Raw genomic sequence first — 24,407 nt, forward strand, 5'->3', positions numbered from 1 at the left:
GTGTATCGGCCCAACGTCGGGCGAATGCTCCGAATCGTCGTCGAACCGGTTCGACACACGGTAGCGGAAAGCTGGTAAGTCGTAAAGGGATTCCTTTTATTTCAAGGAGTGAACGGTTGCACGGCACGGGCGATGTTCAACCGGTTCGACGATGAGCTGACGGGACTAGGTGCCCTACTCATCGGCCGCGTCAGATCCACAGCTCGTCTGGCGCCGGCCGCTCGGACAGCGGCTGACGTCGAGTCCCGCCGACCTGCACCGGCCCCGATTCGCGCGGACGCCAACCCCATTCGCGCGGCATGGCCCGCACGAGTGGGTCCCGCTCACGCGCATTGCTCGCAAGGGGATGCTTGCGGGCTGCTCTTTGGCGAGACCTATAGTCGGAGGCCGTTGGTGCGGCGTGCGGTCCGCTGCCTATCGAATCCGAACCGCACCGGCGGTCCCAGGCGCTCTCGGACCTCCCCGACATCCGGTTCGAAATGGCGCAAGAGCGACACATATCCGAAGTGCTGGTTGTAGGTGAGCGCGTACCCCGCGGAGTCGTTGCGGACGACGCGGTCGGTGGGGCTCTTGGGGATCTCCTCGTAGACGTATCCGTTGACCAGCGCGGCGTCCCGCGTCTCGTCGCCGTAGTCCCACTGCGACAGATGGCGGATTGCGGCCTCGGGTCCGTTCTTGTCGATCATGTCGAGCACGCCGTCGGCTTCCTCGCCCTGCATGAAGACGACGCTCATCCAGCGACGCTCGACGTTGACCTCAGGGTCATGAGGTGTGGCTGTTGCGGTGGTGCGATTGCTCATCGTGGGCTCCCTTCTCCACCTATGAGGTGCGCAGGGTCTACACGCGGCAAAGCCTGGGATTTCGTGTCGGCGTCTGGTCAATTACGCTTGCAATTGCGTGGCTCGCAGTCGACACCATTTCGGCGCGAGTGGCACGCAGATGGCACGAGGATCGCGCCGACCTAGATTTCCTGCATGATTCCGCGGGTAGCGACAAGAACTGGGACTTCTAGTCCTCCACCAGACGTCCCGGGCGGGGTCCGGGCGCGCACAGAGAGGGGGCGGATGCGGCCGGCATCCGCCCCTTCGCGTGCGTGGTGTGCATCCCCGCAACATCGGTCGCACCTCCCGGCTATGGTGGCCGCGTGACCAGGTTCGCGCTCGCCGTGCCCCACTGGGGGCCGTTCGGAGACCCGCGTGAGGCGGCGCGGATCGCGGAGCGAGCGGAGTCGGCGGGCTGGGACGGGTACTTCACGTGGGGAGGGTTCGTCTCCGATGACGCTCCACCGAAGACGTACGACCCGTGGGTGATCCTCGCGGCCGTCGCCTCGGCGACATCGCGGATGCGGATCGGCACCTGCATCGCACCGCTCCCGGCGTTCCAGCCGCACGTCGTGGCGTCGATCGTCGCGAGCCTCGACGTGCTGTCCGGCGGCCGGATGACCCTCGGCGTCGGGATCGGGGACGTGGCGCGGAGCTTCGAGGTGTTCGGCCAGAGCGGCGATCGTCGCACCCGTGCGGCGCAACTCGATGAGGCGCTCGAGGTGATCGTCCGGCTCTGGAGCGGCGAGCGGGTCGTCCACCACGGCGAGCACTACGTCGTCGACGGGCTCACCCTCGCCGCCGTGCCGGTGCAACGACCGCGCGTGCCGATCTGGGTCGGCGGTGACAGCGCCCCGGCGAAACGACGGGCTGCGCGGTGGGACGGCTGGATCGGACCCGACGAGCACCCCGCCGATGCGACGGCGGCCGACCTGCGGGAGGTGCGCAGGGAGCTGTCGAGCTCGACGCACCCGGTGGAGCTCGTGTGGGCGGGCGAACTCGATGACGTCGGAACCGCCGACTGGGCGATGGTTCCGCTTGTGGGATCCCGCGACGCGTGCGAGGCCCTCGTCGAGGCGGGCCCGCGTCGCGGCGCATGGTGATCAGTCGACGACGGCCGTCCACTGGGATGCCCACTGCCTCGCATCGAGGTCGCGCGGCAGGCTGCCGGGTGCGATGCCCGCACGGTGCACGGCACGCTGCGCATCGCGGGCACTCGAGCGGGTCGCATGCTGGACCACCCGTGCGAGCGCACCGCGTCCGCTCAGCGAGCTCCCTGCTCCGCAGTCAGTGCCGGCAGACGTCGGTGCCGCGCTGCTTCGCGCTAGTGACGAGGAGCGGTACTGACACCGTGGCCCACTACCTCGACAGCTCCGCGCTCGTGAAGATGGTCATCAGGGAGGCGGGGAGTCGCCTCCCGCGCTACGCCAGTTCGCGGGGCTCGAACCGACGAATGCTCAGGCTCGAACCGTGGTTGTGGAGCTCCGCACACGAAGCTCCGGTTTCAACTCACGATGTCGAGGGGTCGTCCGTCCGCCTCGGATCCGCTCCAACAACAGCTCGATTGCAATGCTCCCCATGGTCTCGCCGAACTGGGTGACCGTCGAAAGCGAGACGAGCGGGTGACCGGCCACTCGAATATCGTCGTAGCCGATAACCGACACGTCGGCTGACGTGAGGCCGAGGTCGGCGACTGCGCGCAGCGCCTCGATAGCGAGGGTGTCATTGCCCGCGAAGATCGCGGTCGTCTGCGGCCGAGCATGGAGGAGCTCGGTTGCAGCGACGTAGGCCGAGTCGCTCGTTGCGGCGCAGTAGGACACCGAAGGAGCGAGGCCGGCCTCGACAAGTAGGGTCTCGTACGTTTCGCGCCGGACCGTATGAGGCGGTCGTGCGTCGGGGCGCTCCGTTCGCATGCGCAGCGTGAGGTGCGCGATCTCTCGATGTCCCAGGCTGAGGAGGTGGTTGACCGCCAGGCGGGTTCCGGCCTCATCGTCGTTGGTAATGGTGTCGTAGTTCCGTGGGTTGTCGTGCCGTCCGAGCAGCACGACGGGCACGTCCCGCGCGAGCTCTTCGAGCCACTCCGGCGTCACCTCAGGTGAGATGGCGATGATTCCGTCGACCTGCCGGTCTGCCAAGTTCTCGAGAACCGGTGTTCCGCTCATCTCGCCAAGGCCTGGGGCGATCATCAGCTGGTACTTGGTGTTGGACAGCGCGATCGCAGCGCCGTTCATGATCTGGGTGAAGAACTCGCTGTCAAGGTTCGGGATCTCCATGCCGATGCTGAAGCTGGAGCCTCGCATGGCCTGCGCCGCGATGCGTGGGCGATATCCCAGCTCCCGGATGGTCGACTCGACACGTTCGCGCATTTCGGGGCTCACGCCGTAGGCGTTCCGGATCACCTTTGATACCGCGCCCTTTGAAACGCCGGCGGCGCGTGCGACGTCGTCCATCGAGGGTCGTCTGCGCGGCGTCGTCTCGCTGTCCACCTGTCACCTCTCCGTGTCGATCTGATGACAGCGTACCGCTCGAACGTGCATCGGTTTACATCCAACTTGTGTGTACCGGTTGACACTCTTGGGTCAACCCGCTATTTTTGGCGAAGCAGGCAGTCCGGTGATTGTGTAAACCGGTACACAAAGAGTCTGCGTCCATCGCGAAATCTCGCGGCCTTTACAAGGAGGTAATCGCATGTCCCGCATCACCAAGAGGGCAACAGCAGCAATCGCAGTCGCCGCAGTGGCTGGGCTGGCACTCGCCGGCTGCTCCACCGACACATCGAGCGAGGGAGCGGACGGCGAAGTCGTTCTGACGATGTCCGGTTGGGCAGACGACGGCATCGCCGAAGCGCTCATCGCACAGTTCGAAGAGGACAACCCCGGTGTCACCATCGACTACACGGGACTCCCGTGGCCGAACATCCTCACCCAGATCAACACCGAGCTCGTCTCGGGGACAGCGTCCGACATCGTTGTGGTGTTCCCCGGCAACGGCAACCCCATCACCGCGCAGACCCTAGCGAAGGGCAACTACCTCGCCGACCTGAGCGACTCGCCCTGGGTCTCCAACTACAACGAGGCGAACCAGGCCGTGATGGGGGCTGACGGCACGATCCTGATGGGCGCCAACGCGTTCACCATCATCCCCGCCATCTACAACACCCAGGCGCTCGAGGCTGTCGGCGCAACTCCTCCCACCACGTGGAGCGAGGTGCTCGACCTCTGCAAGACCGCGACCGACAACGGGAAGGTCGCCTACGCGCTCGCCGCGGTCGCCGGTGGCAACTACCACACCGTCCCGTACGCGCTGACGGCCACTCTGCTCTACGGCCCCGACCCTGACTTCGTGCCCGACCAGTACGCCGGGGACGCCACGTTCAGCGACTCCGACTGGAACGCGGCGCTCGACCAGTACACCGAGCTCATCGACGCGGGATGCTTCACCGCTGACGCCACGGGAACGGCGCTGGACATCGCGCAGGGTCAGGTTGCGAAGGGTGACGCGCTCGGCATGATCACGGTCAGCCCGCAGATCAGCACGATTCAGGACATGGCACCGGACGGTGCGACCTTCGAGACCGCTGCGTTCCCGTCGACGGACGACCCTGCTGACACCTTCCTCCCGGTCGGACTCGGCGCAGGGTACGGCGTGAACGCGAAGTCCGAGAACCTCGACCTCGCCAAGAAGTTCGTGGACTTCTACCTCTCCGAGGCCGGCCTCAGGATTGCTGTCGACAACGGTTCGATCTACCCGAGCGGTCCCGTCGATGGATACACCCCGCCCGAGACGCTGGCTGGTGTGTCGGACCAGGTCCAGAGCGACAAGACGGTCTCCTTCCCTGATCAGACCTGGCCCAACGCGGTCGTGAACGACGCGTACACCACCGGTCTGCAGACCTTCATCGGCGGCTCGACCACAGCTGCGACGCTCCTGCAGCAGATGGATGCCGCCTGGAACGGCTAGCCCCACCACACAACTAGGGGTCGCGGTGCGATGCTTCGCAGCGAAGTCATTGCACCGCGACCCTTCTCAACGAAGAGACATGAGGAACGACAATGGCCATAGCAACAGCCGTCCGCCTGAATGAGGCGCCGAAGAAGCGCCGCCGCTACCGCGGATTCGCATCCAGCGTCTGGTGGTTCGTCCTCCCGGCTCTCGCCCTGTATGTCTTCGCGGTCGTCTACCCCAGCATCCGTGGCAGCCTGTTCGCCTTCACAGACTGGGACGGCGTCTCGCCGAACCCGAGCTGGGTGGGCCTGGACCAGTTCGCCCGAATCCTCACCGACCCGAATGCGGTCGTCGCGGTGCGCAACACGCTGCTCATCGCGTTCGCGGTCACCATCATCCAGAACGCCATCGGACTGTTGATCGCGCTAGCGGTCAACTCCCAGATCAAGTCTCGCAACGTCCTCCGCGTCATCATCTTCGCGCCGGTGGTCATCACGTCCATCGCCGTCGGCTTCCTCTGGCAGAACCTCTACTCACCGGGCGGCGGCATCAACCAGCTGCTCGAAGCCATCGGGCTGGGCGCGCTCCAGCAGAACTGGCTCGGAGACCCCGACCTCGCGATCTGGTCCATCATCTTCGTCGTCTTCTGGCAGTTCGTCGGCTACTCGATGGTGATCTTCCTCGCCGGACTGCAGGGCATCCCGGAGGAAGTCCTCGAGGCGGCTGCCATCGACGGAGCTGGCCCCGTCCGACGATTCTGGTCCGTCGTCCGCCCCCTCCTGGCGCCGGCCATCACCATCAACGTGATGCTCTCCCTCATCGGTGGGCTGAAGCTCTTCGACCAGGTCTTCGTGATGACCGCCGGCGGGCCTGGCGGCGCGACGAACACCATCTCGACGCTCATCTACTCGAATGCCTTCTCGCTGGGTCGGTTCGGCTACGCCTCCGCACTCGCTGTGGTGTTGTCGATCTTCGTCGCGGTGGCATCCATCATCCAGTACCGACTGCTCGCCCTCCAGGAGCGTTGACATGAGGAAATACACCTGGCGAACCGGCATCCTCGAGGTCGGCACGATCCTCGTCGCCGTGCTCTTCCTCATCCCGATCTACATCCTGGTCAACCTGTCGTTCAAAGCGCCCGGCGACCAGAGCTCAACATTCGCGTTCCCGGAGCAGCCGACCTTCCAGAACTACATCGACGCATGGGGACAAGGCGGACTCGGGAACGCTCTCATCAACAGCGCCATCGTAACGGGCGGCATCGTTCTCTTCACGGTCATCTTCGCCGCGGCTGCCGCCTACCCGCTATCCCGGTTGGGGGCACGCTGGTCCAAGTTCACCTACCTCGTGTTCCTTGCTGGGCTTCTCCTGCCGGCTCAGCTCGCTCTGCTTCCGCTGTATCAGACGATCCGAGACCTCGGACTGCTGGGAACGCTCGCCGGTGTCATCATCGTCGGCGTCGGTGCCAGCATGCCGTTCTCGATTTTCCTGTACGCGGGGTTCATGCGCGCGCTGCCGGCCGAGTACGAAGAGGCGGCAGCACTCGACGGCGCCCACGCGTTCCGAACCTTCTGGTCGGTCGTGTTCCCCCTTGTCCGGCCCATCACCGGCACCATCATCATCCTGACCGCGGTCGCGAACTGGAACGACTTCCTCACGCCGCTGCTGTACCTCTCCGGGAGCGACCAGAAGACCATCACCGTCGCGATCTACGGATTCGTCGGACAGTACGGCGCGCAATGGAACCTCATCTTCGCCGGCATCATCATCAGCATCCTGCCGATCCTCATCGCCTACTTCTTCCTCCAGAAGTACATCGTCCAGGGCTTCGCCGGAGGGCTGAAGGGATGACCGTCGATAGCGTGCCCCTGCCGTACCTCGACCCCACAGTGCGCATGGAAGAGCGACTGGAGGACCTGCTCGCCCGGATGACGCTGGCAGAGAAGGTCGGGCAGATGCTGCAGCTCGACGCGCGAGGCGACCTGGAGGATCTCGTCGGCGGAAAGCTTGTCGGTTCGCTCCTCCATGCATCGCCCGAGCGCATCGTCGAGTCGCGAGCGCTGGTCGAACGCACACGCCTTCGCATCCCGCTCCTCATGGCCGACGACTGCATTCACGGGCACTCGTTCTGGCCCGGCGCGACCATCCTTCCAACCCAGTTGGCGATGGCCTGCACGTGGGACCCGGAGCTCATCGAGCGCGGGGCGCGAATGACCGCCGTAGAAGTGGCCGCGACCGGGTTGCACTGGACGTTCTCACCCGTGCTGTGCATCGCCCGCGACACACGGTGGGGACGCGTCGATGAGACCTTCGGTGAGGATCCCCACCTCATCGGAGAACTCGGTGCCGCGATGATCCGCGGCTACCAGGGATCCGGGCTTGCAGACCCGACTGCGGTCCTCGCCACGGCGAAGCACTTCGCTGGATACTCCGAAACGCAGGGCGGAAGGGACGCGAGCGAAGCGGATCTCAGCCCGCGCAAGCTGCGGTCCTGGTTCCTGCCACCCTTCCAGCGCGCGGTTGATGCGGGGTGCCGAACGTTCATGCTCGGCTACCAGGCCATCGACGGCGTGCCCATCACCGCGAACAAGTGGCTCCTCAGTGACGTCCTGAAAGGCGAGTGGGGATTCACCGGAACCCTCGTCACCGACTGGGACAACGTGGGCCGCATGGTCTGGGAGCAGAAGGTCTGCGCCGACCACATCGAGGCCGCCATCATCGCCGTCCAGGCGGGCAATGACTTCGTCATGACCACTCCGGAGTTCTTCGACGCGGCACAGGAAGCGGTGGCTCAAGGACGGCTCGACCTGGAGCTCGTAGACGCCGCGGTCCGCCGCATCCTCAGACTCAAGTTCGAGCTGGGACTCTTCGACGACGCACGCCTCCCGGATGCTGCACGGCAGTCCGAGATCGGCAGTGAGTCGCACGCTCGCACCAACCTGGAGATCGCCCGCCGTTCACTCGTCCTCCTGCAGAACGACGGAACCCTTCCGCTGCCCGCATCAGACGGTCAGTCGCGCTCCATCGCCGTCATCGGCCCGAACGCGGACGACCAGCACGCGCAGCTGGGTGACTGGGCGGGTGCGTCCGGTCAGATTCCGTGGCTGCCGGACGGGCACCCCCGACACCTGACAACCACCGTTCTCGACGGCGTGCGCAGCGTTGTTCCCGCGGAGTGGACCGTTACGTACGCACGCGGCGCCGACATCGGCCATGAGATCGTTGACCCGGCCGGCGAGGTGCTCCGCGACGGACAGCCTCGCCCGAAACTGTTCATCCCCGCCGCGCCCGACGATGACCAGATCGCCGAAGCGGTACGCGCGGCCAAGGACGCGGACTGGGCGGTCGTCGTGCTCGGCGACACGGTCGCGCTGACCGGCGAGAACAAGTCGACGGCGACTCTGGACCTGCAGGGCGCGCAGATCGCGCTGCTGGACGCGCTCGTGGAGACAGACACCCCCGTCATCGTCGTCCTCATCCACTCCAAGCCGTCCACACTTCCTGCATCGGCGGGTCGAGCGGCGGCCATCGTCGAGGCGTTCAACCCGGGCATGCAGGGCGGCCGTGCCATCGCCGAGCTGCTGCTCGGAGTCATCGAGCCCACGGGGCGCCTTCCCATCACCGTTCCCCGCCACGCCGGTCAACTCCCGGTCTTCTACAACAACGTCCGGGGCCAGCACGGCGAGCGATACGCCGACCTCACGCAGGCTCCGCTCTTCGAGTTCGGCGAAGGACTCAGCTACTCCACGGTCGAATACTCCGACCTGCGACTGGAACACAGCCAGCTCACCTCAGCTGACTCGGCGACCGCGCTGGTCACGATTCACAACACCGGTTCTCGGCCTTCCACCGAGACCGTCCAGGCGTACGTCACCGACGTCGTCACCTCCGTCACCTGGGCAGAGAAGGAACTGAAGGCGTTCACGCAGGTCACCGTGCAGCCGGGCGACTCCGTCGATGTCCGCCTCGTGATTCCGGTCCGTGAGCTGACCATCGTGGACGCGCGCGGCCGTCGCACCGTCGAACCGGGCGACTTCGAGCTGCGGGTCGGACGCAGCTCACGAGACGCCGACCTCCTCACCGCGCCGTTCACCGTCACAGCCTGACACCGACGCCAACCTCACAGAAAGCACGTCATGACGATCCCCGAGGCGCACTTCATCGCCGCGAACATCGAGCCCGACACCGCACCCATCTTCCGCATCGAGTTCGACCTCGAGCCCGGGCACGGCGCTGTCCGGTCGGCGGTGATCTCGTTGAGCGCGCTCGGGATCTGTGAAGCATGGCTCAACGGGCAGGCGATCTCAGACGCCCTCTACACGCCGGGCTGGACCAGCTACGAGTGGCGGGTGCACTACGTCGACCACGACGTCACTGCCCTGGTCGCCGACCGGTCCGTCTTGGGCATCCGGGTCGGAAACGGCTGGTACCGCGGCCGCCTCGGTTGGATCGAGACGGAGCGATACGGCACCGAGATCGCGGCCTACGCGCGGCTCGTCATCGACTATGCCGACGGCCACCGGCAGATCGTCGCGACGGATGCATCATGGACCGTCGGCCCCAGCGAGATCACCGCGAACGACTTCTACGACGGGCAGAGCATCGACGCGCGCTTGCACGATGACCGCTGGATGCAGAGCGGCTTCACGAGCGAAGCATGGGGTGGCGTGCATGTCGTTGCTGACATCCCGTCCCTCGAACTGGATCCCGCCCCGCCCGTGCGGCGTGTGGACACCCTGAGCCCCGTGAGGATCTGGGACAGCTCTTCCGGGAAGACGCTCATCGACTTCGGGCAGAACATCGTCGGGTTCGTCCGACTCCGTGTGCGCGGGACATCCGGCGACCAGCTCACTCTCCGCCACGCCGAAGTCCTCGAAAGCGGCGACCTGGCGGTACGAACCCTCCGTTCTGCGGCCGCGGTCGACAGGTACGTCCTGAGCGGCGGAGACGACGTCTTCGAGCCGACGCTGACATTCCACGGGTTCCGGTACGCGGAGATCACCGGCTGGCCCGAGGACGTGGACCTCGCGCAGGGCATCGAAGCGGTCGTCGTCTCCTCTGACATGGAGCGCATCGGACACTTCGAATGCTCCGTGCCGGAGCTCAATCAGCTGCACGCGAACGTCGTCCGGGGCATGCGTGGCAACTTCGTCGACATCCCGACCGACTGCCCGCAGCGGGACGAGCGGCTGGGGTGGACCGGTGACATCTCCGCATTCGCGCCGACCGCGGCGTTCCTCTTCGACGTGAAGGACTTCCTCACCGACTGGCTCCGCGACCTCGCCCTCGAGCAGAGCGCACGCGACGGCCTGGTGCCATACATCGTCCCCGACATCCTCAAGTACGCGAAGGTCCCGCAGCCCGGAGCCGGCGCGGAGGAGGCGGCAGCGTTCTGGAGTGACGCAGCCGTCTGGGTGCCGTGGGCGTTGTGGCAGGCGTACGGCGACCGTGAGGTGCTCGCCGCCGCCTATGAGTCGATGGTGGCCCACGGACGACGTGTCAGCACGCTCCTGTCCGAGAGCGGGGTTTGGGACAGTGGATTCCAGTTCGGTGACTGGCTCGACCCTGACGCGCCCGCTGACCGGCCCGAGGCGGCGAAAGCCGATGCCGGGGTTGTCGCCACCGCCTGCGCATTCCGTTCCGCCGTTACAATCCGCAAGACGGCGATACTCCTCGGACACACCCACACGGCCGTCGAGTTCGCTCTCATGTCCGAGCGCATCCGCGACGGGTTCCAGGAACAGTACGTGCACGGTGAACGGATCCAGAGCGATTGCACGACCGTGTACGCACTCGCCATCGTGTTCGGCCTGCTCGACGCCGACCAGCTGGAGTGGGCGGGGCGACGGCTGGCGGATCTCGTTGCGGCGAGCGGGTACCACATCTCCACCGGATTCGCTGGCACCCCGTTCATCGCCGAAGCGTTGAGCAGCACCGGACACGTCGCCACCGCGTATCGCCTCCTGCTCCAGAGGGAATGCCCCTCTTGGCTCTACCCGGTCACGATGGGGGCCACCACCATCTGGGAGAGATGGGACTCGATGCTCCCGGACGGGACGATCAACCCGGGCGAGATGACGAGCTTCAACCACTACGCGCTCGGTGCGGTCGCCGATTGGATGCACCGCGTCATCGGAGGCATCGCGCCACTCGAGCCCGGCTACGACTGCATCCTCATCGCCCCCCAGATTGCGGCCGGCATCGACTGGGCGCGCACCAGCCTGGACACCCGGCACGGTCGCGCCGCTGTCTCCTGGCGTCGGATCGGCCACGAAATCGCGTTCGAGATCTCTCTCCCGCAGGGCGCGATTGGGTTGTTCCGATGGGGGTCCTCGCCGGATCGCTCGCTGGCCTCAGGACAGCACGCGTTCCGCGTCTCAACCCGCGCCGTCGCACCCGAGAGTGCGGCATAGGGGTGGATCATGGGGCACTTCGTGACGACCGTGGCCCGAACATGGGCGAGCGCTCTCGTCCCCTGATCCAACCGACGATCGACGCAGCCAGGCATTCGTCACGGTGCCCCGGTGCGCCAACCTGGGGTCAGCGCCGCGGTTCGAGCCCGAACGCCTCGCGCAGCGTGCGGTCGACGAGTGCGGGCACGTCGAGCATGCCGGGGTGCAGTGCATCGAACGTCTGGAGCCCGTCCCACGTGGCGAGCACCACGGCCGCCCGCTGTTCGGGGCTCAGGTCGTCGGCGAGGTCGAGCTTGGCCCGCTGGCGGCGGATGACCCACGCGAACAGCGTGATGAGCCGGTCGTGGCGGCGCTGCAGCGTCTCGCGGGCCGGGTGGTCGCGGGTGCCGGCTTCGGCGGTCAGGGTCGAGAGGAGTTGCACGAGGCCGGGGGTGCCGCGGTTGCTCTCGGCTGCGCTGACGAACGCGTCGACGAGCGCCTCCGGGGTGAGGCGCCTCGGGAAGTCGGCGCGCAGCTGCTGCTGGTCGTGCCACTCGATGACGGCGAGCATCAGGTTGGTCTTGTTGCCGAAGTGGTGCAGCAGGGTCGAGTGATCGACGCCGGCGGCGGATGCGATGCTGCGCAGCGACGCGCCGTAGAACCCCTTCTGGGCGAACGCCTCGGCCGCCTTCGCGACGATCGCCTTCTTCGTCGCGCGGCCGGTGGCGTAGCCGTCTGATCGGGATCCGGGCTCTCGGTCGGGCACGGCGGCTCCTCCTATGTCCACCACGTGGTGGAACTTGCTTTAGACTGTACGACGTGGGCACTGCGAATACGATTCTGCCCCGTCAGGCGATGACGCTCGTCGAGAAGGCGTCGCTGATGTCGGGCGCGAACTTCTGGAACACCGAGTCGATCGATCGGCTCGGCGTTCGCTCGATCATGCTCACCGACGGCCCCCACGGCCTGCGCAAGCAGGTGGCGCGGCCGACCACCTGGGCCTGAACGCGAGCCTGCCCGCCACCTGCTTCCCCACGGCGGCGACACTGGCCAACAGCTGGGACGTCGAGCTGATCGAGCGGGTCGGCACGGCGCTCGGCGCCGAGGCCGCCGCAGAGCGCGTGAGCGTGCTCCTCGGGCCGGGGCTCAACATCAAGCGCAACCCGTTGGCCGGGCGCAACTTCGAGTACTTCTCCGAGGACCCGCTGCTGTCGGGCACGCTCGCCGCGGCGCAGATCCGCGGCATCCAGTCGCAGGGCGTCGCCGCCAGCGCGAAGCACTTCGCGGTCAACAGCCAGGAGACCCACCGCATGTCGATCGACGAGATCGTCGACGAGCGGGCGCTGCACGAGCTGTACCTCGAGGGGTTCCGCATCGCGATCACGCAGGGTGGCGCCTGGACCGTGATGAGCTCGTACAACCGGGTCAACGGCACCTACGCGAACGAGCACGTCGAACTGCTCGACGAGATACTGCGCCGCCGCTGGGGCTTCGACGGTCTCGTCGTCACCGACTGGGGCGGCAACAACGACCGCGTCGCGGGCCTCCGCGCCGGCAACGCGCTCGAGATGCCCTCGACCGACGGCGTCACCGACCGCGAGATCGTGCGCGCCGTCGAGGACGGCACGCTCGACGAGTCGGTGCTCGATGCGCGGGTCGACGAGCTGCTCACCCTGATCGACCGAACCGCTCCGCGAGACGCGGCGCCCGCGGATCTCGACGGCCACCACTCGCTCGCGATCGAGGCGGCGCGCCGGTCGATCGTCCTCGCATCCAACCGCGACGGGATGCTGCCGCTCGGCCGCGCCGCCGGTCGCATCGCCGTCATCGGCGACTTCGCCGCGACGCCGCGCTACCAGGGGGCCGGCAGCTCGCTGGTCAACCCGACCCGTGTCGACACCCCGCTCGACGCGTTGCGGGCCACCGACCTCGACATCATCGGATATGAACCGGGCTTCCGGCGACGCGGTGCCGCGTCCGGCCGTCTCCGGCGGCGGGCGCTGCGCCTCGCCGAGCAGGCGGAGACCGTGCTGCTCTTCCTCGGCCTGGACGAGTCGGCCGAGGCCGAGGCGGTCGACCGCACGCACATGCGCCTCGCGCAGAACCAGCTGGACCTCGCCCGCGAGCTCATCGCACTCGGCCGGAGGGTCGTCGTGGTGCTCGCCGGGGGAGCACCGGTGGAGCTCCCGTTCGCAGACGAGGTGGACGCCATGGTGCTCGGCTACCTCGGCGGACAGGGGCTCGGCCCCGCCATCGCCGACATGCTCACCGGCCGTGCCAACCCCGCCGGCAAGCTCGCCGAGACCTACCCGCTGCAGTACTCCGACGTGCCCGGCGCGGCCTCGTTCGGCCGCACCGAGGCGACCAGCGAGCACCGGGAGAGCATCTACCTCGGCTACCGCTACTACGACAAGGTCGGCGCGCCCGTGCGCTACCCGTTCGGCCACGGCCTGAGCTACACGACCTTCGCGTACTCCGACCTCGGTGCCGACGCGACCACCGCCCGGGTGACGGTCGCCAACACCGGTGCGGTCGCGGGAGACGAGATCGTGCAGGTCTACCTCGAGGCGCCGGATGCCGCGGCCGGCCAGGTCCGCGCGCCGCGCGAGCTCGGTGGCTTCGCGAGGGTCCACCTCGAGCCCGGCGAGCGCGCCACGGTCGAGATCACCCTCGCAGAGCACGCCTTCCAGGTCTTCGACACCGGCATCCACGACTGGCGCGTCGCCCCCGGTGCGTACACGGTGCTCGCCGGCGCGTCGTCCCGTGACATCCGTGCACGCGTCGCCGTCGACATCGAGGGCGAGCGCGTCGACCTCGGCGGGTCGCCGAACTACACGACCGGTCGGGTCACCGCCGTGGACGCCGCGGAGTTCGAGTCGCTGCTCGGCCGACCGCTGCCGCCGGCGACCTGGCCGACCGGCCGGCCGCTGACGCGAGACGACATCATCGCGCAGACCAAGGGGCGCGGCGGGTTCGCGAGCGTGCTGCACGCGCTCATCGAAGGCACGAGCCGCGCGCTGATGGCGCTGGGTCGCCCGCACGCGTCGAACAACGTGCGGTTCGCGTTCGACCTGCCCTTCCGGTCGGTCGAGCGGATGTCGGGTGGCACCGTCGACGCCGCGATGATCGACGGCCTTCTGCTGATGGTCAACGGCCGATTCTGGCGCGGCGCCCGCCGCACCCTGTCGGCCTGGTGGGCGCACCGATCGCGCCCCGCACGCACGGCGCAACGGATGCGCCCCGAAAGTGAGGACTGAGAGTCACATGGCAACCCGGAAAGAGATCCGCGCCGAGGCCCGTGCACGGGTCGCGGAGGAGCGGGCCGCGAAGCGAGCCCGACGCGCTGAACTGAAGGCGATGTCGCCCGAGGAGCGCAAGACCGCGAAGGCCGCCGACCGCGCCGCAGCACGCGAGGCGAAGCGTACGGCGAAGGCCGAGCGCAAGGCCGCTCGGGCGTCGATGACCCGCGCGGAGCGCCGCGAGGCGAAGCGCCGCGAACGCGCCTACCGGCGGATCACGCACCGCCCGCGCCGCCTCGTCGGCTGGGGCATCGCCGCGCTCGCCGTCGTGGGCATCGTGGTGCTCGTCGCACCCTACGTCGCGGGCATCTCCCGCGTCGCATCCATCACCTTCACCGACGACACCCCCGAGGCGGTCGCCGCCCGTGAGGCCGCCGTCCCGGTGGCGGAGGCGATCTCCGACGAGGGCATGGTGCTGCTGAAGAACGACGACGACGTGCTGCCGCTCGCCGACGACACGGTCAACGTCTTCTCCTTCGAGTCGTTCAACCTCCGCCTCGGCGGCGGCGGCTCCGGCGGCGCAGCGGGCGAAGGCGCGCCGACGCTCTACGAGGCGCTCGAAGCACAGGGCGTGCGCTACAACGAAGACCTCTACGCCACGATGGAGTCCGCGGGCGCCGAGCACGAGACCGGCTCCTCGAACGCGTTCGTGCAGATCCTCGGCGCACTCCTCGGCGGCGGCGAGACCGGCGAGCCCGCTCCCGACTACCTGACCGACGAGGTGCTCGAGCAGGCCGCCGAGTTCTCCGACAACGCCATCATCGTGGTCGGCAACTCCGGCTCCGAGGGCTCGGACTTCACCGCCGACACGCTCCGGCTCACCGAGAACCAGGTCGCGCTGCTCGACACGGTGACCTCGGTCATCCCGAACGTCGTCGTGATCGTCAACTCGGGCAACCAGATGGAGCTCGGCTTCCTCGACGAGTACCCCGAGATCAAGGGAGCTGTCTGGATGGGCACTCCCGGCCCGCGCGGTCCCGTCTCGCTCGCCAAGGTCCTCACCGGTGACGTCAACCCGTCGGGTCGCCTCACCGACACCTACGCCTACGACGTCGAGACCGCGCCGGCGACCGAGAACCTCGGCAACCACTCGTACGAGAACGTCGGCCGCGCATTCCTCGACTACGAGGAGGGCATCTACGTCGGCTACCGCTACTACGAGACCCGCTACGAGGACGACGAGGCGTACGACGAGATCGTGCAGTTCCCGTTCGGCTACGGCCTGAGCTACACGAGCTTCGACTGGGCCCCCGAGGTCTCGGTCGGCGACGACGAGGTCACGGTCGACGTGACCGTCACCAACACCGGCGACGTCGCGGGCAAGGATGTCGTCGAGGTGTACTTCTCGGCGCCGTACACCCCCGGCGGCATCGAGAAGTCCGCGATCGAACTCGCGGGCTACGCCAAGACCGAGGAGCTCCAGCCCGGGGCATCCGACACCGTGACCGTGACGTTCGACGTGCGCGACATGGCGTCGTGGGACACTGCTGCCGGCAACTACGTCCTCGAGGCGGGGAGTACGACATCGCGGTCGGCACCGACGTGCACAGCCCGCTGTTCACCGTCACGACCACGGTAGACGACGAGGTCGTCTACGCCACCGACGAGGTCACCGGTGCCGCGCTCGAGAGCCGCTTCGGCTACGTCGAGGGCGACCTCGACTTCCTCTCGCGCGACGACTGGGACGGCACGTACCCGACCACGCCCGGCGACGACACGGTCGCGTCCGACGAACTGCTCGCGCTCATGGACCCCGAGCACGTGCCCTCCACGAGCGGAGACGCGCCGACGTACGGCGCCGACAACGGACTCCAGCTCGCCGACCTCCAGGGCCTCTCCTACGACGACCCGCAGTGGGCGGAGTTCCTCGACCAGCTGACCCTCGACGAGCAGGCCGACCTGTTCTCGTACGGTGCCTACCGCACCGTCGCCGTCGACCGGCTCGGCATCCCCGAGATCACGCTGCTCGACAGCCCAGCCGGGCTCAACTCGCTGTTCAGCCCGCTCGACTCGGCGTTCTACCCGTCGGAGATCGTCATCGCGTCGACCTGGAACGACGACCTGGCCTACTCGGTCGGCGAGGCCGTGGCGGCCGAGGCGACGGCGTACGGCGTCGACGTCTGGTACGCGCCGGGCATGAACCTGCACCGCACCGCGATGGGCGGACGTGACTTCGAGTACTTCTCGGAGGACCCGCTGATCAGCGGCAAGATGGGTGCCGCGATGGTCGCCGGCGCCGAGGACAACGGCGTGCCGACCACGATGAAGCACTTCGTGCTCAACGACCAGGAGGTCAACGCGCGCTCGGGCATCAACGTGTTCGCGTCGGAGCAGGCGCTGCGCGAGCTCTACCTGCGGCCGTTCGAGATCACGGTCAAGGAGGCGGATGCCTCGGGCGCCATGTCGTCCTTCATCAACATCGGCGGCGTGTGGGCCGGCGGGAACGAGCAGCTCCTGCAGGACGTGCTCCGCGGCGAGTGGGGCTTCGAGGGCTTCGTCTCGACCGACGCCGTCCTCGGGGCCTGGATGGACCCGGTGCAGGCGGCACTGCACGGCAACGACCTGATGCTCGCCGCGCTGAACCCGAGCGGTGGCGCGTCGACGATCCGGGCCGCCGCGGAGGAGGACCCGATCGGCGTCGGGACCGCCCTGCGCGACCGCGTCCACGCGGTGCTGTTCACGGTGCTCGCGACGCAGCAGTTCGACTGATCGATGCTCCTCGGGCCGGCGCGGGCATCGCCGCGCCGGCCCGCTCCACCACAAAGGAACCCAGAATGACGACGACGTCAGACACGCCTGCCTTCGACACCTCCGCTTCGCGCACCCTCACCGCGCGGCGACCCGCCCGCCTGCTGTGGTGGGCGCTCGGCCTCACCGGACTCTTCATCGCCATGGGCGTGCTGGTCGCGCTGAATGCAGACGCACCATTCACCCAGCCGCTGGATGACGCGTGGCGCGCACTGGTCGGCGCATCGCCCGACAGTGCCGTCTACCAGCAGCCCCTCGCGATGTTCTTCCAGGAGCTGGGCGAGATTCCGGGGCACGTCGTGACCCTCATCCTGCTGCCGGTGGGGCTCGCGATCGTCGGCCGTTGGCGTTCCGCCCTGTTCTTCGTGTCGGCCGAGCTGACCGGCGTCGGCCTCTACTCGCAGGCGATGAAGAACCTGGTCGACCGCCCGCGCCCCGCCGCCGACGAGGCGCTCGGCCTGTTCGGCCCGCTCTTCCACACGGACCACGGCTCGTACCCGTCGGGCCACGCGATCTCCGCCGCAGTGGTCGCGGTCGGCGTGCTCGCGCTCATCCCGGCCGAGCGCCGCGTCCTGCGCACCGTCTGGGGCGTCTTCGGCGGGCTCATCATGATCGGCATGCTGTGGCAGCGCACCCTGATCAACGCGCACTGGTTCACGGACGCGCTGTTCGGGCTCGTCGCGGGCACCGGTGCGACGCTGCTCATCTGGTGGGCGTTCTGGCCGCTGCTGCAGAAGGACTATGGTCGACCGGTCTGGTTCCTGCGCCGACGGCGCGAGGCCGCGTCCGCCTGACGCGGCCGCGCGGTCACCGCGCATGCGAGACTGACGCGGTGACCGACATCGAGCTCGCGCGCATCGACGGCGGCACCGTGCGGCTGCACGACGCCCGGCGCAAGGTGCGGTGGAGCGTCGAGCTCGAGCCGTTCGAGATCGGGGTGTTCCCGGTCACGCAGGAGCAGCTCGCCGAGCTGCTGGGGGAGACCGCGCACCATCCGCGGCGGCCGGCGACGGATGTCAGCTGGCTGCGCGCGATCCGGCTCTGCAACGCGGCATCCGAGTGGGAGGGCCTCGACCCCGCGTACGCGTTCGACGGCGAGGACGTCACCTGGCACGTCGACGCCGACGGATACCGCCTGCCGACCGAGGCCGAGTGGGAGTTCGCGTGCCGGGCGGGCTCGACCCAGCCCCAGTACGGTCCGCTCGCCGAGGTCGCGTGGACGAGCTCCGACGGCGTGACCGCGCCGCAGGACATCGGCGGCAAGCTGCCGAACCTCAACGGCCTGTTCGACACGCTCGGCAACGTGTGGGAGTGGTGCTGGGACCTGCTCGACCCCGCCCGCTACGACGACTACCGGGTCTACCGCGGCGGTGGCTTCGCCGACGACGCCTGGAGCGTGCGCGCATCGACCCGGCGCGGGGGAGCGCCGCGCATGCACCACGAGGACGTCGGGTTCCGCGTCGCCCGCGGCGGGTTCGACGGCACGGATGCCGCGCAGGGATGGTCTGCGCAGGCCGATCTCGAGCGCGCCGACGTCGACGGGCCGCTCCCGTCGGGCTGGACGCCGCGCCGCTGAGCGCGGGCGCCGACGCGGGGCATCCGCTTGCGGGCCGGCTGATCGGCATGAATGCACTCGGCTAGATGTCAAAAATCGATGCGGCTGATAGTCAATTGTGCGCTAGGAGTCGTTCGTGGTGCAGGAGGTGCTCCGTCAGGTGACGTGGCTTGACGAGGTGGTCAGTGCAGGGCACTGGCGAACGAGGGACGACGACGACGTCGACCTCGTCCTCGAGCGCAGCGATGGCGCCGTTGTCGCGATCGAGGTCAAGGCCGGAGACCATGTCGACGGGCGGCAGGTCGCTCCGATGCGAAAGCTCCGCGATCGGCTTGGGTCGGCCTTCCTTGCAGGAATCGCCTTCCATCTGGGACGCGTGGGCTACGAGCTCGAAGACCGCATCCACTCCCTGCCCGTCGAGCGACTCTGGGTCATGCAATGACAAGACTGGAGTGCCGTTTCTGCGCGTGAGGGCCCGATGTTTCGCCCTCAGACCAAGGAATGGCCCTCAGGCGGTGGGTGAGCGCGCACCGCGGCGCTGAGCGCGGGCGCCGCCGCGAGGCATCCGCTCAGTCCAACGGCACGAGGCCCTGGCGGGCGGCCGCCGTCGCGGCCTCGGCGCGGTTGCGCACGCCGAGCTTGCGGTAGATCGCGCCCGTGTGGTGCATGACCGTCTTCGGGGTGATGCGCAGGTCGGTCGCGATCTCCTTGTTGCGCAGGCCCCGCACGAGGAGGGCGAGCACCTGGGCCTCGCGGGCGGTGAGCGCCTCGGCGGATCGGTTCGGTGCGTCGGCACCGGCCGCGGGCGACGTGTCGTCGATCTCGTCGAGGTAGGTGGCGAGCGCCAGCAGCGTGCCGTCGCGGCCGAGCGTCGCGCCCGCCGCCACGCCCGCGTCGAAACCGGTGCGGCCCAGCTGCATCCGCATCGACTCGAGGGCGCGCCGGTACAGGGCCGCGTGCGCCGGTGCCATGATCGCGAGCAGCGCCTCGGCGTGCGCGGCGACCGCGCCGTGCAGGCGCGCGCCGGTGCGCAGGTCGCCGCGGAGTTCGGCGACCTCCACGGCGAGCATGACCGAGATCGGCAGGCCGTACAGCAGGTCGAGGCGGCGCAGGCGTTGCTGCCGGGCGCGGATCCACCTGGCGGCGGCCGACGCGTCGCCGCGCTGCACGGCGGTGACGGCGAGGGTGGCGAGCACGCCCAGCTCGCGCTGCGCGTCGTCAAGTTCGCGGCTCATCACCAGCGCCGACTCGAGCGGCACGAGCTGTTCCGGGTGCGCCACGGCCGTCGCGGGCAGGGAGTGCAGCACGAGCGCGGCGTGCACGATCGTGCGACGGTCGTCGGTGCGCCGCGCGCGCTCGAGCCCCGCCGTGGCGTACTCGGCCGCCTGCTCGGGCTGCCGGAGGTTGCTGTGCATCGACGCCAGCGAGATCTCGAACCGCCCGGCCCAACGCGTGTGCCCGAGCTCGAGGGCGAGGCGATGCCCCTCGGTGACCGCGGCGACCGCGGCGGCCGCGTCGCCCACGGACGCGTAGGCCACGTACTGCGAGCGGAGCGCCTGCAGGAGCGGCAACTGCTCGTCGCGGGTCTCGCGGGTCTCGCGCGCGAGCTCGACCGCTTCCGCGACCCGCGCGGCGATGAGCTGCGCACGGTCGGCCGACGCCGGCCCCCAGCTCTCGAGCTGCACGAGCCAGAGCAGGGCGTCGCGCCGCGTGCTCGGGTCGCCGACCCCGCTCGCGCAGAGTTCGCCCATCAGGCGTTCGAGCGGCTGGATCTCGCCGCGGCGATGCGCGTCCCAGCCGAGATCGGCCGACAGGCGCAGCGCGGAGCCGGGGGCCCGATCGCCCAGCCAGGTCAGCGCCGCCAGGCACTCGGCGAAGGCGTCACCGAGCGTCTCGCGCGCGGCATCCTCGTCGGCGTCCTCCACCGCGACCGCCGCTCGCCGGGCGAGCCCCGCGTAGTGGGCCGCATGCCGATCGCGCGCCTCCGCGGCGCGGCCGGACGCCTCGAGACGGTCGTCCGCGAAGCCGTGCACCAACCGGCTCAGCCGGAAGTGCCCGTCGTCGTGCCCCGGGTCGAGCTCGACGAGGCGCAGGTCGAGCAGCTCGCCGAGCGCGTCGTAGCAGTGCGAGACGACCCCGTCGCTCACCGCCTCCATGGCCTCCAGCGTGAACGGGCCGCGGAACACGGCGAGCAGCTCGAGCAGGTGCTGCGCCTGCTCCGACGACATGCGCTGGCTGGCGAGCACCAGGTCGCCGACACCCGCGACGTCGGGCCCGGCCCCGAGCGGCGCGGTCAACACGCCGAGCGCGCGGCGCGGGTCGGAGAGCACCGCCTCGAGCACGGCGAGCGACAGGAACGACAGGCGGCACGCGGCGAGCTCGATGGCGAGCGGGTTGCGGTCGACGGAGTCGCAGATGCGGGCGATCAGTTCGTCGGTCTCGGGGGCGTCGTCGATGCCGGCCCCGACGGACGCCGCGGACCGGCGGAAGAGTTCGCTCGCGGCATCCGCCCCCAATGGTTCGAGCAGCAGGCCCGCGCAGCCGTCAGCCCGGAGCTCGGGCACCGACTCGACGAGCACGGTGAGCGCGCCGTCGTGCGCGGCGAGTTCCACGAGCTGCGGCGCCACGGGTGCGAGCCGGTCGCCGCGGTGGAGCACGAGCAGCGATCGACCGCCGCGCTCGGCGGGCGGCGTCACCGGCATCTGCGCCAGCACGTCGCGCACCGCTGCGAGCGCATCGCCCGGGTCGTCGCCGTGCAGTTCGAGCTGACGGATGTCGCTGAAGTCGCGACTCGCGAGCTCGAGCACGCTGCGCATGAGCGCCGTCTTGCCCACGCCGCGCGGGCCGGTCACGTTCAGCACGCGTGCGCCGCCCGGCCGGAGCCCGTCGTGGAGGCGCGTGCGCTCCGTGTCACGCCCGATCAACGGCGCGTTCACGGGTCACCCCACGCGTTTCGGCCGCTGTGCCATGGGTTGATCATGGCAGCCGCCGGGGCGGAATGGAATGGGCGGTTCAGTCCGCGCGCATGCCGGGCGAACCGAGCACGCGCTCGACGGTCAGTTCGAGCACGACCCGCTCGGGGTTCGGGCGCGGCTGCCGGTAGCGGGCGGCGTAGAGCTCGACGGCGAGGGCGACCGACTCGGGGTCGGTCAGGATGCGCACCGGGCCCTCGAACCCGATCCAGCGCCCGCCGTCGACCGACGCGACGGTCGCGCGGCCGCTGCGCTCGGCGTTCAGGAACTTCTGCGAGCCGCGGCTGCCGATCACGCGCACGATGCCGTCGCGGTACGTGATGCCGACGGGCACCGCGTGGATGCGGCCGTCGCGGCCGAGCGTGGACAGGGTGGCGAGGTGGCGTTCGGCCAGGAACGCGAGCGCGGCGTCGGTGATCACCGGGCCACGGTACCCCGTCAGGTGGCCGGCGGTTCGGGCTCGTCGACGCCGAGTCCGACCGCGCGGTGGTCCGGCTCGGTCTCGTCCGGCTGCGCCTCGTCCGGCTGCGCCGAACGCGGTTCCTCGCCTGGCTCGGTCTCGGTGCTCGGCTCCTCGAGTTCCTCGTCGGGCACCGCCTCGGTGTCCGGTTCGTCCGGTGTCTCCTCGGGAGCGGTGTCGTCGGCTCCGGTGGTGTCGGTCATCGCGGCCTCCGTAGTCGTGTTCGGTGCTCCCACCATGCAACGGCGAGTCGCCCTCCGCCAGCGGGTTGACCGACAACGGGTGCGAGGGTACCGGTCGACAGGGTGACTACGACGTCGCGCCGTACCGCTCGATGGCTCCGAGCAGCGCGACGAGCATCGCGTTCAGCGGGGTGGGGACGCCGTGGCGGGCGCCGGCCCGCACGATCGCGCCGTTGCGGGCGTCGATCTCCATCGGCCGCCCCGCCAGGCGGTCGGCGTGCAGCGAGTTGATGCCGTCGCCGGGGCCGGCCCGGTAGGCGGCGACGACCTCGTCGGCGAGGTCGTCGGGCAGGACGGCGCCCTCGGCGCGGCCGACCGCGACCGTCTCGCGGATGATCTCCCGCATGAGGTCGGCGACGGCGTCGTCCTGGGCGATCCGGGGCGGGGCGAGGGTCACCGCGTTGAGCGCGCCGACGGAGTTGACGCAGAGCTTGTGCCAGAGCGCGGAACGCATGTCGTCGGTCGTGCGCACGTCGAGCCCGCACCCGTCGAAGGCCTCGACGAACGCGACGCCGGCCGGCGAGTCCGGTACCGTCAGCACTCCGGGCCCCCGCTGCCGCACTACACCGGGCCCGATGCGCTCGGCCGGGAGGTCGATCATCACCGGGAGCAGTCGGTCACGGTCGACGAACCGCTCGAAGCGCTCGACATGCTCCACGCCGTTCTGGACGATCGCCACCCGCGTGCGCTCGCCCATCAGTCCCGGCAGCCAGCGAGCAGCCCCCTCGGCGTCGTACGCCTTGGTCGTGACCAGCACCCAGTCGACGGGCGCCCCCTCAGCAGGATCGGTGATGACGGATGCCTCAGCGCGCACGACCGACTCGCCGTCGTGCAGCTCCAGCTCGCGGAACGGCGTCCGCACGGCGACGACCACCTCGCGGCCCGCCCCGGAGGCGAGGCGTGCGGCCAGCGCGGTGCCGATGGCCCCGGGCCCGATGACGGCGATCGTGGGTGTGTCGGTGCTCACCGCCCCACGGTACCGGGTCAGGTTGCGCGCAGGCCCGAGATGCGGATGACGCCGGCGCGGAGCCCGTCGTCGGTGAGCTCGGACGTGCGCGTCAGCTCCGCATCCGACAGGTCGTAACTGCCCGAGAGGCGATGTCGAATCGCCGCCTCCTCGCCGTCGTCGCCGATGTCCTTGGCGTGCACCACCACGATGTCGTGCACCGTGCCGTCGTCGGCGGTGACGGTGACCGCCCAGCCGGAGTTCTGCCCGAAGTCGTTCAGGTGCGGACGGGCCACACCGTTCAGCGTGTCTTCCCCCATGGGGTCACTCTACGACTCCGCGCGCGCCGCCGCAGCAGCCCGTTCGACCCACTTCGGCTCGTCGCCGTAGCGCTGGAACGACACCAGCCGGCCAGCGGCGCTGTCGTCGATGACCTGCTGGAGCCGCCGGTCGCGGGTCGCCTGCTGCTTCGCGGTGAGCACCCAGTTGGTCACGGTCTTGCGGTACGAAGGCGTCGCCGCGTTCCAGAAGGCGGTGGCGGGGGCGGATGCCGCGAGCTGCTCGGCGTACTCGGGCGGCAGTTCCGTGAGCAGCGTCTCCGACGAGTACCCGGTGGCCTGGTCGGCACGCCGGCCCTCGAACGCGGCGGTGCCGGCAGGTCGCATCCGCCCCTCTGCCGTCAGCTGCTCGACGAGCGCGATGTTCACGGCCGACCACACGCTCGTGCGCTTGCGCGGGGTCCAGCGCTGGCGCCGGGCGTCGTCGTCGATGCGCTGCCCGACCGAGTCGATCCAGCCGAAGCACAGCGCCTCGGGCACGGCCTCCTCCCACGTGAGGCCACGGTCGGGAACGTGCTTCTTGTAGAGCCCCATCCAGAGCTCGGTCTCGGTCTCGTGGTTCGCCTCGAGCCAGTCGCGGAACTCGGCCGGCCCCGAGAAGAACAGCGCTGGGCGCTCGGGCGTGCCGCCGGGCGTGCCGATCTGGGCGGTCATGCATCGAGTCTTGCACCACCCGCCGACGCCCGCGC

Annotated in this window: 22 protein-coding genes; 13 read left to right on the forward strand and 9 right to left on the reverse strand. The window is 69.2% G+C overall.

All coding sequences use genetic code 11. The features are described 5' to 3' along the window. Positions 1-374 precede the first annotated feature (374 nt). Entirely contained in the window at positions 375-800 is a 426-nt protein-coding gene (locus QUE38_RS11060; RefSeq protein WP_286308258.1) for a hypothetical protein, read from the reverse strand. Positions 801-1,144: 344 nt separating this feature from the next. Here QUE38_RS11060 and QUE38_RS11065 point away from each other — a divergent pair, with 344 nt between their 5' ends. Continuing rightward, positions 1,145-1,924, forward strand: coding sequence for an LLM class flavin-dependent oxidoreductase (locus QUE38_RS11065; RefSeq protein WP_286308260.1), 780 nt, complete (start codon positions 1,145-1,147; stop codon positions 1,922-1,924). Positions 1,925-2,278: 354 nt separating this feature from the next. Here the strand turns inward: QUE38_RS11065 and QUE38_RS11070 are convergent, their stop codons facing one another. Continuing rightward, on the reverse strand, positions 2,279-3,271 hold the full coding sequence (locus QUE38_RS11070) for a LacI family DNA-binding transcriptional regulator (RefSeq protein ID WP_286308262.1): 993 nt from the start codon (positions 3,269-3,271) through the stop codon (positions 2,279-2,281). Between the two features lie 238 nt (positions 3,272-3,509). Here QUE38_RS11070 and QUE38_RS11075 point away from each other — a divergent pair, with 238 nt between their 5' ends. The 5 genes from QUE38_RS11075 to QUE38_RS11095 all read left to right on the forward strand — a co-directional run bounded on the left by QUE38_RS11075 (position 3,510) and on the right by QUE38_RS11095 (position 11,179). After that, positions 3,510-4,781, forward strand: coding sequence for an ABC transporter substrate-binding protein (locus QUE38_RS11075; protein WP_286308264.1), 1,272 nt, complete (start codon positions 3,510-3,512; stop codon positions 4,779-4,781). A gap of 92 nt (positions 4,782-4,873) precedes the next feature. After that, positions 4,874-5,794, forward strand: coding sequence for a carbohydrate ABC transporter permease (locus QUE38_RS11080; RefSeq protein WP_286308266.1), 921 nt, complete (start codon positions 4,874-4,876; stop codon positions 5,792-5,794). A 1-nt stretch (position 5,795) separates the two neighbouring features. Further along, positions 5,796-6,617 (forward strand): carbohydrate ABC transporter permease, encoded by an 822-nt coding sequence (locus QUE38_RS11085; protein WP_286308267.1) that lies wholly within the window; start codon positions 5,796-5,798, stop codon positions 6,615-6,617. After that, positions 6,614-8,872: a glycoside hydrolase family 3 N-terminal domain-containing protein gene (locus QUE38_RS11090; RefSeq protein WP_286308269.1), complete on the forward strand. Its 2,259-nt coding sequence runs from the start codon at positions 6,614-6,616 to the stop codon at positions 8,870-8,872. The genes QUE38_RS11085 and QUE38_RS11090 overlap by 4 nt, the downstream gene beginning before the upstream one ends. A 30-nt stretch (positions 8,873-8,902) precedes the next feature. Next, complete coding sequence (locus tag QUE38_RS11095) at positions 8,903-11,179, forward strand: alpha-L-rhamnosidase (RefSeq protein WP_286308271.1); 2,277 nt, start codon at positions 8,903-8,905, stop codon at positions 11,177-11,179. 127 nt (positions 11,180-11,306) lie between these two features. Here QUE38_RS11095 and QUE38_RS11100 read toward each other — a convergent pair whose 3' ends face one another. Beyond that, positions 11,307-11,924 (reverse strand): TetR/AcrR family transcriptional regulator, encoded by a 618-nt coding sequence (locus tag QUE38_RS11100; RefSeq protein ID WP_286308273.1) that lies wholly within the window; start codon positions 11,922-11,924, stop codon positions 11,307-11,309. A gap of 53 nt (positions 11,925-11,977) precedes the next feature. Between QUE38_RS11100 and QUE38_RS11105 the strand changes: the two genes are divergently transcribed. The 7 genes from QUE38_RS11105 to QUE38_RS11135 all read left to right on the forward strand — a co-directional run bounded on the left by QUE38_RS11105 (position 11,978) and on the right by QUE38_RS11135 (position 19,202). Continuing rightward, positions 11,978-12,163 carry a hypothetical protein gene (locus QUE38_RS11105; RefSeq protein WP_286308275.1) on the forward strand — a complete coding sequence of 62 codons (186 nt, stop codon included), beginning with the start codon at positions 11,978-11,980 and terminating at the stop codon, positions 12,161-12,163. A gap of 68 nt (positions 12,164-12,231) precedes the next feature. Further along, positions 12,232-14,415: a glycoside hydrolase family 3 C-terminal domain-containing protein gene (locus QUE38_RS11110; RefSeq protein ID WP_286311789.1), complete on the forward strand. Its 2,184-nt coding sequence runs from the start codon at positions 12,232-12,234 to the stop codon at positions 14,413-14,415. 7 nt (positions 14,416-14,422) lie between these two features. Next, positions 14,423-16,036 (forward strand): glycoside hydrolase family 3 C-terminal domain-containing protein, encoded by a 1,614-nt coding sequence (locus QUE38_RS11115; protein ID WP_286308277.1) that lies wholly within the window; start codon positions 14,423-14,425, stop codon positions 16,034-16,036. Beyond that, a complete protein-coding gene (locus QUE38_RS11120) occupies positions 16,000-17,166 on the forward strand; it encodes a glycoside hydrolase family 3 protein (protein ID WP_286308279.1) in 1,167 nt (388 codons plus the stop codon). Before QUE38_RS11115 ends, QUE38_RS11120 begins: the two co-directional genes overlap by 37 nt. Positions 17,167-17,231: 65 nt before the next feature. Then, positions 17,232-17,999 (forward strand): phosphatase PAP2 family protein, encoded by a 768-nt coding sequence (locus QUE38_RS11125; protein ID WP_286308281.1) that lies wholly within the window; start codon positions 17,232-17,234, stop codon positions 17,997-17,999. A 38-nt stretch (positions 18,000-18,037) separates the two neighbouring features. Further along, the gene (locus tag QUE38_RS11130) at positions 18,038-18,781 is read left to right on the forward strand and encodes a formylglycine-generating enzyme family protein (protein WP_286308283.1); all 744 of its coding nucleotides are present in this window, start codon (positions 18,038-18,040) and stop codon (positions 18,779-18,781) included. 115 nt (positions 18,782-18,896) lie between these two features. Next, on the forward strand, positions 18,897-19,202 hold the full coding sequence (locus tag QUE38_RS11135) for a DUF4143 domain-containing protein (protein ID WP_286308285.1): 306 nt from the start codon (positions 18,897-18,899) through the stop codon (positions 19,200-19,202). Positions 19,203-19,329: 127 nt separating this feature from the next. Here QUE38_RS11135 and QUE38_RS11140 read toward each other — a convergent pair whose 3' ends face one another. The 6 genes from QUE38_RS11140 to QUE38_RS11165 form a co-directional block, all read right to left on the reverse strand. Further along, positions 19,330-21,696 (reverse strand): LuxR C-terminal-related transcriptional regulator, encoded by a 2,367-nt coding sequence (locus tag QUE38_RS11140; RefSeq protein ID WP_286308286.1) that lies wholly within the window; start codon positions 21,694-21,696, stop codon positions 19,330-19,332. 76 nt (positions 21,697-21,772) lie between these two features. Next, entirely contained in the window at positions 21,773-22,153 is a 381-nt protein-coding gene (locus QUE38_RS11145; RefSeq protein WP_286308288.1) for a PPOX class F420-dependent oxidoreductase, read from the reverse strand. 17 nt (positions 22,154-22,170) lie between these two features. Continuing rightward, positions 22,171-22,395: a hypothetical protein gene (locus QUE38_RS11150; RefSeq protein WP_286308290.1), complete on the reverse strand. Its 225-nt coding sequence runs from the start codon at positions 22,393-22,395 to the stop codon at positions 22,171-22,173. Positions 22,396-22,501: 106 nt separating this feature from the next. Next, entirely contained in the window at positions 22,502-23,401 is a 900-nt protein-coding gene (locus QUE38_RS11155; protein ID WP_286308292.1) for a 2-dehydropantoate 2-reductase, read from the reverse strand. Between the two features lie 17 nt (positions 23,402-23,418). Beyond that, on the reverse strand, positions 23,419-23,700 hold the full coding sequence (locus QUE38_RS11160; protein WP_286308295.1) for a hypothetical protein: 282 nt from the start codon (positions 23,698-23,700) through the stop codon (positions 23,419-23,421). A 9-nt stretch (positions 23,701-23,709) separates the two neighbouring features. Continuing rightward, complete coding sequence (locus QUE38_RS11165) at positions 23,710-24,372, reverse strand: YdeI/OmpD-associated family protein (RefSeq protein ID WP_286308298.1); 663 nt, start codon at positions 24,370-24,372, stop codon at positions 23,710-23,712. Positions 24,373-24,407: the final 35 nt, after the last annotated feature.

This window comes from Agromyces mangrovi, from assembly GCF_030296695.1.
In the GTDB taxonomy this organism is placed as follows: Bacteria; Actinomycetota; Actinomycetes; order Actinomycetales; family Microbacteriaceae; genus Agromyces; species Agromyces mangrovi.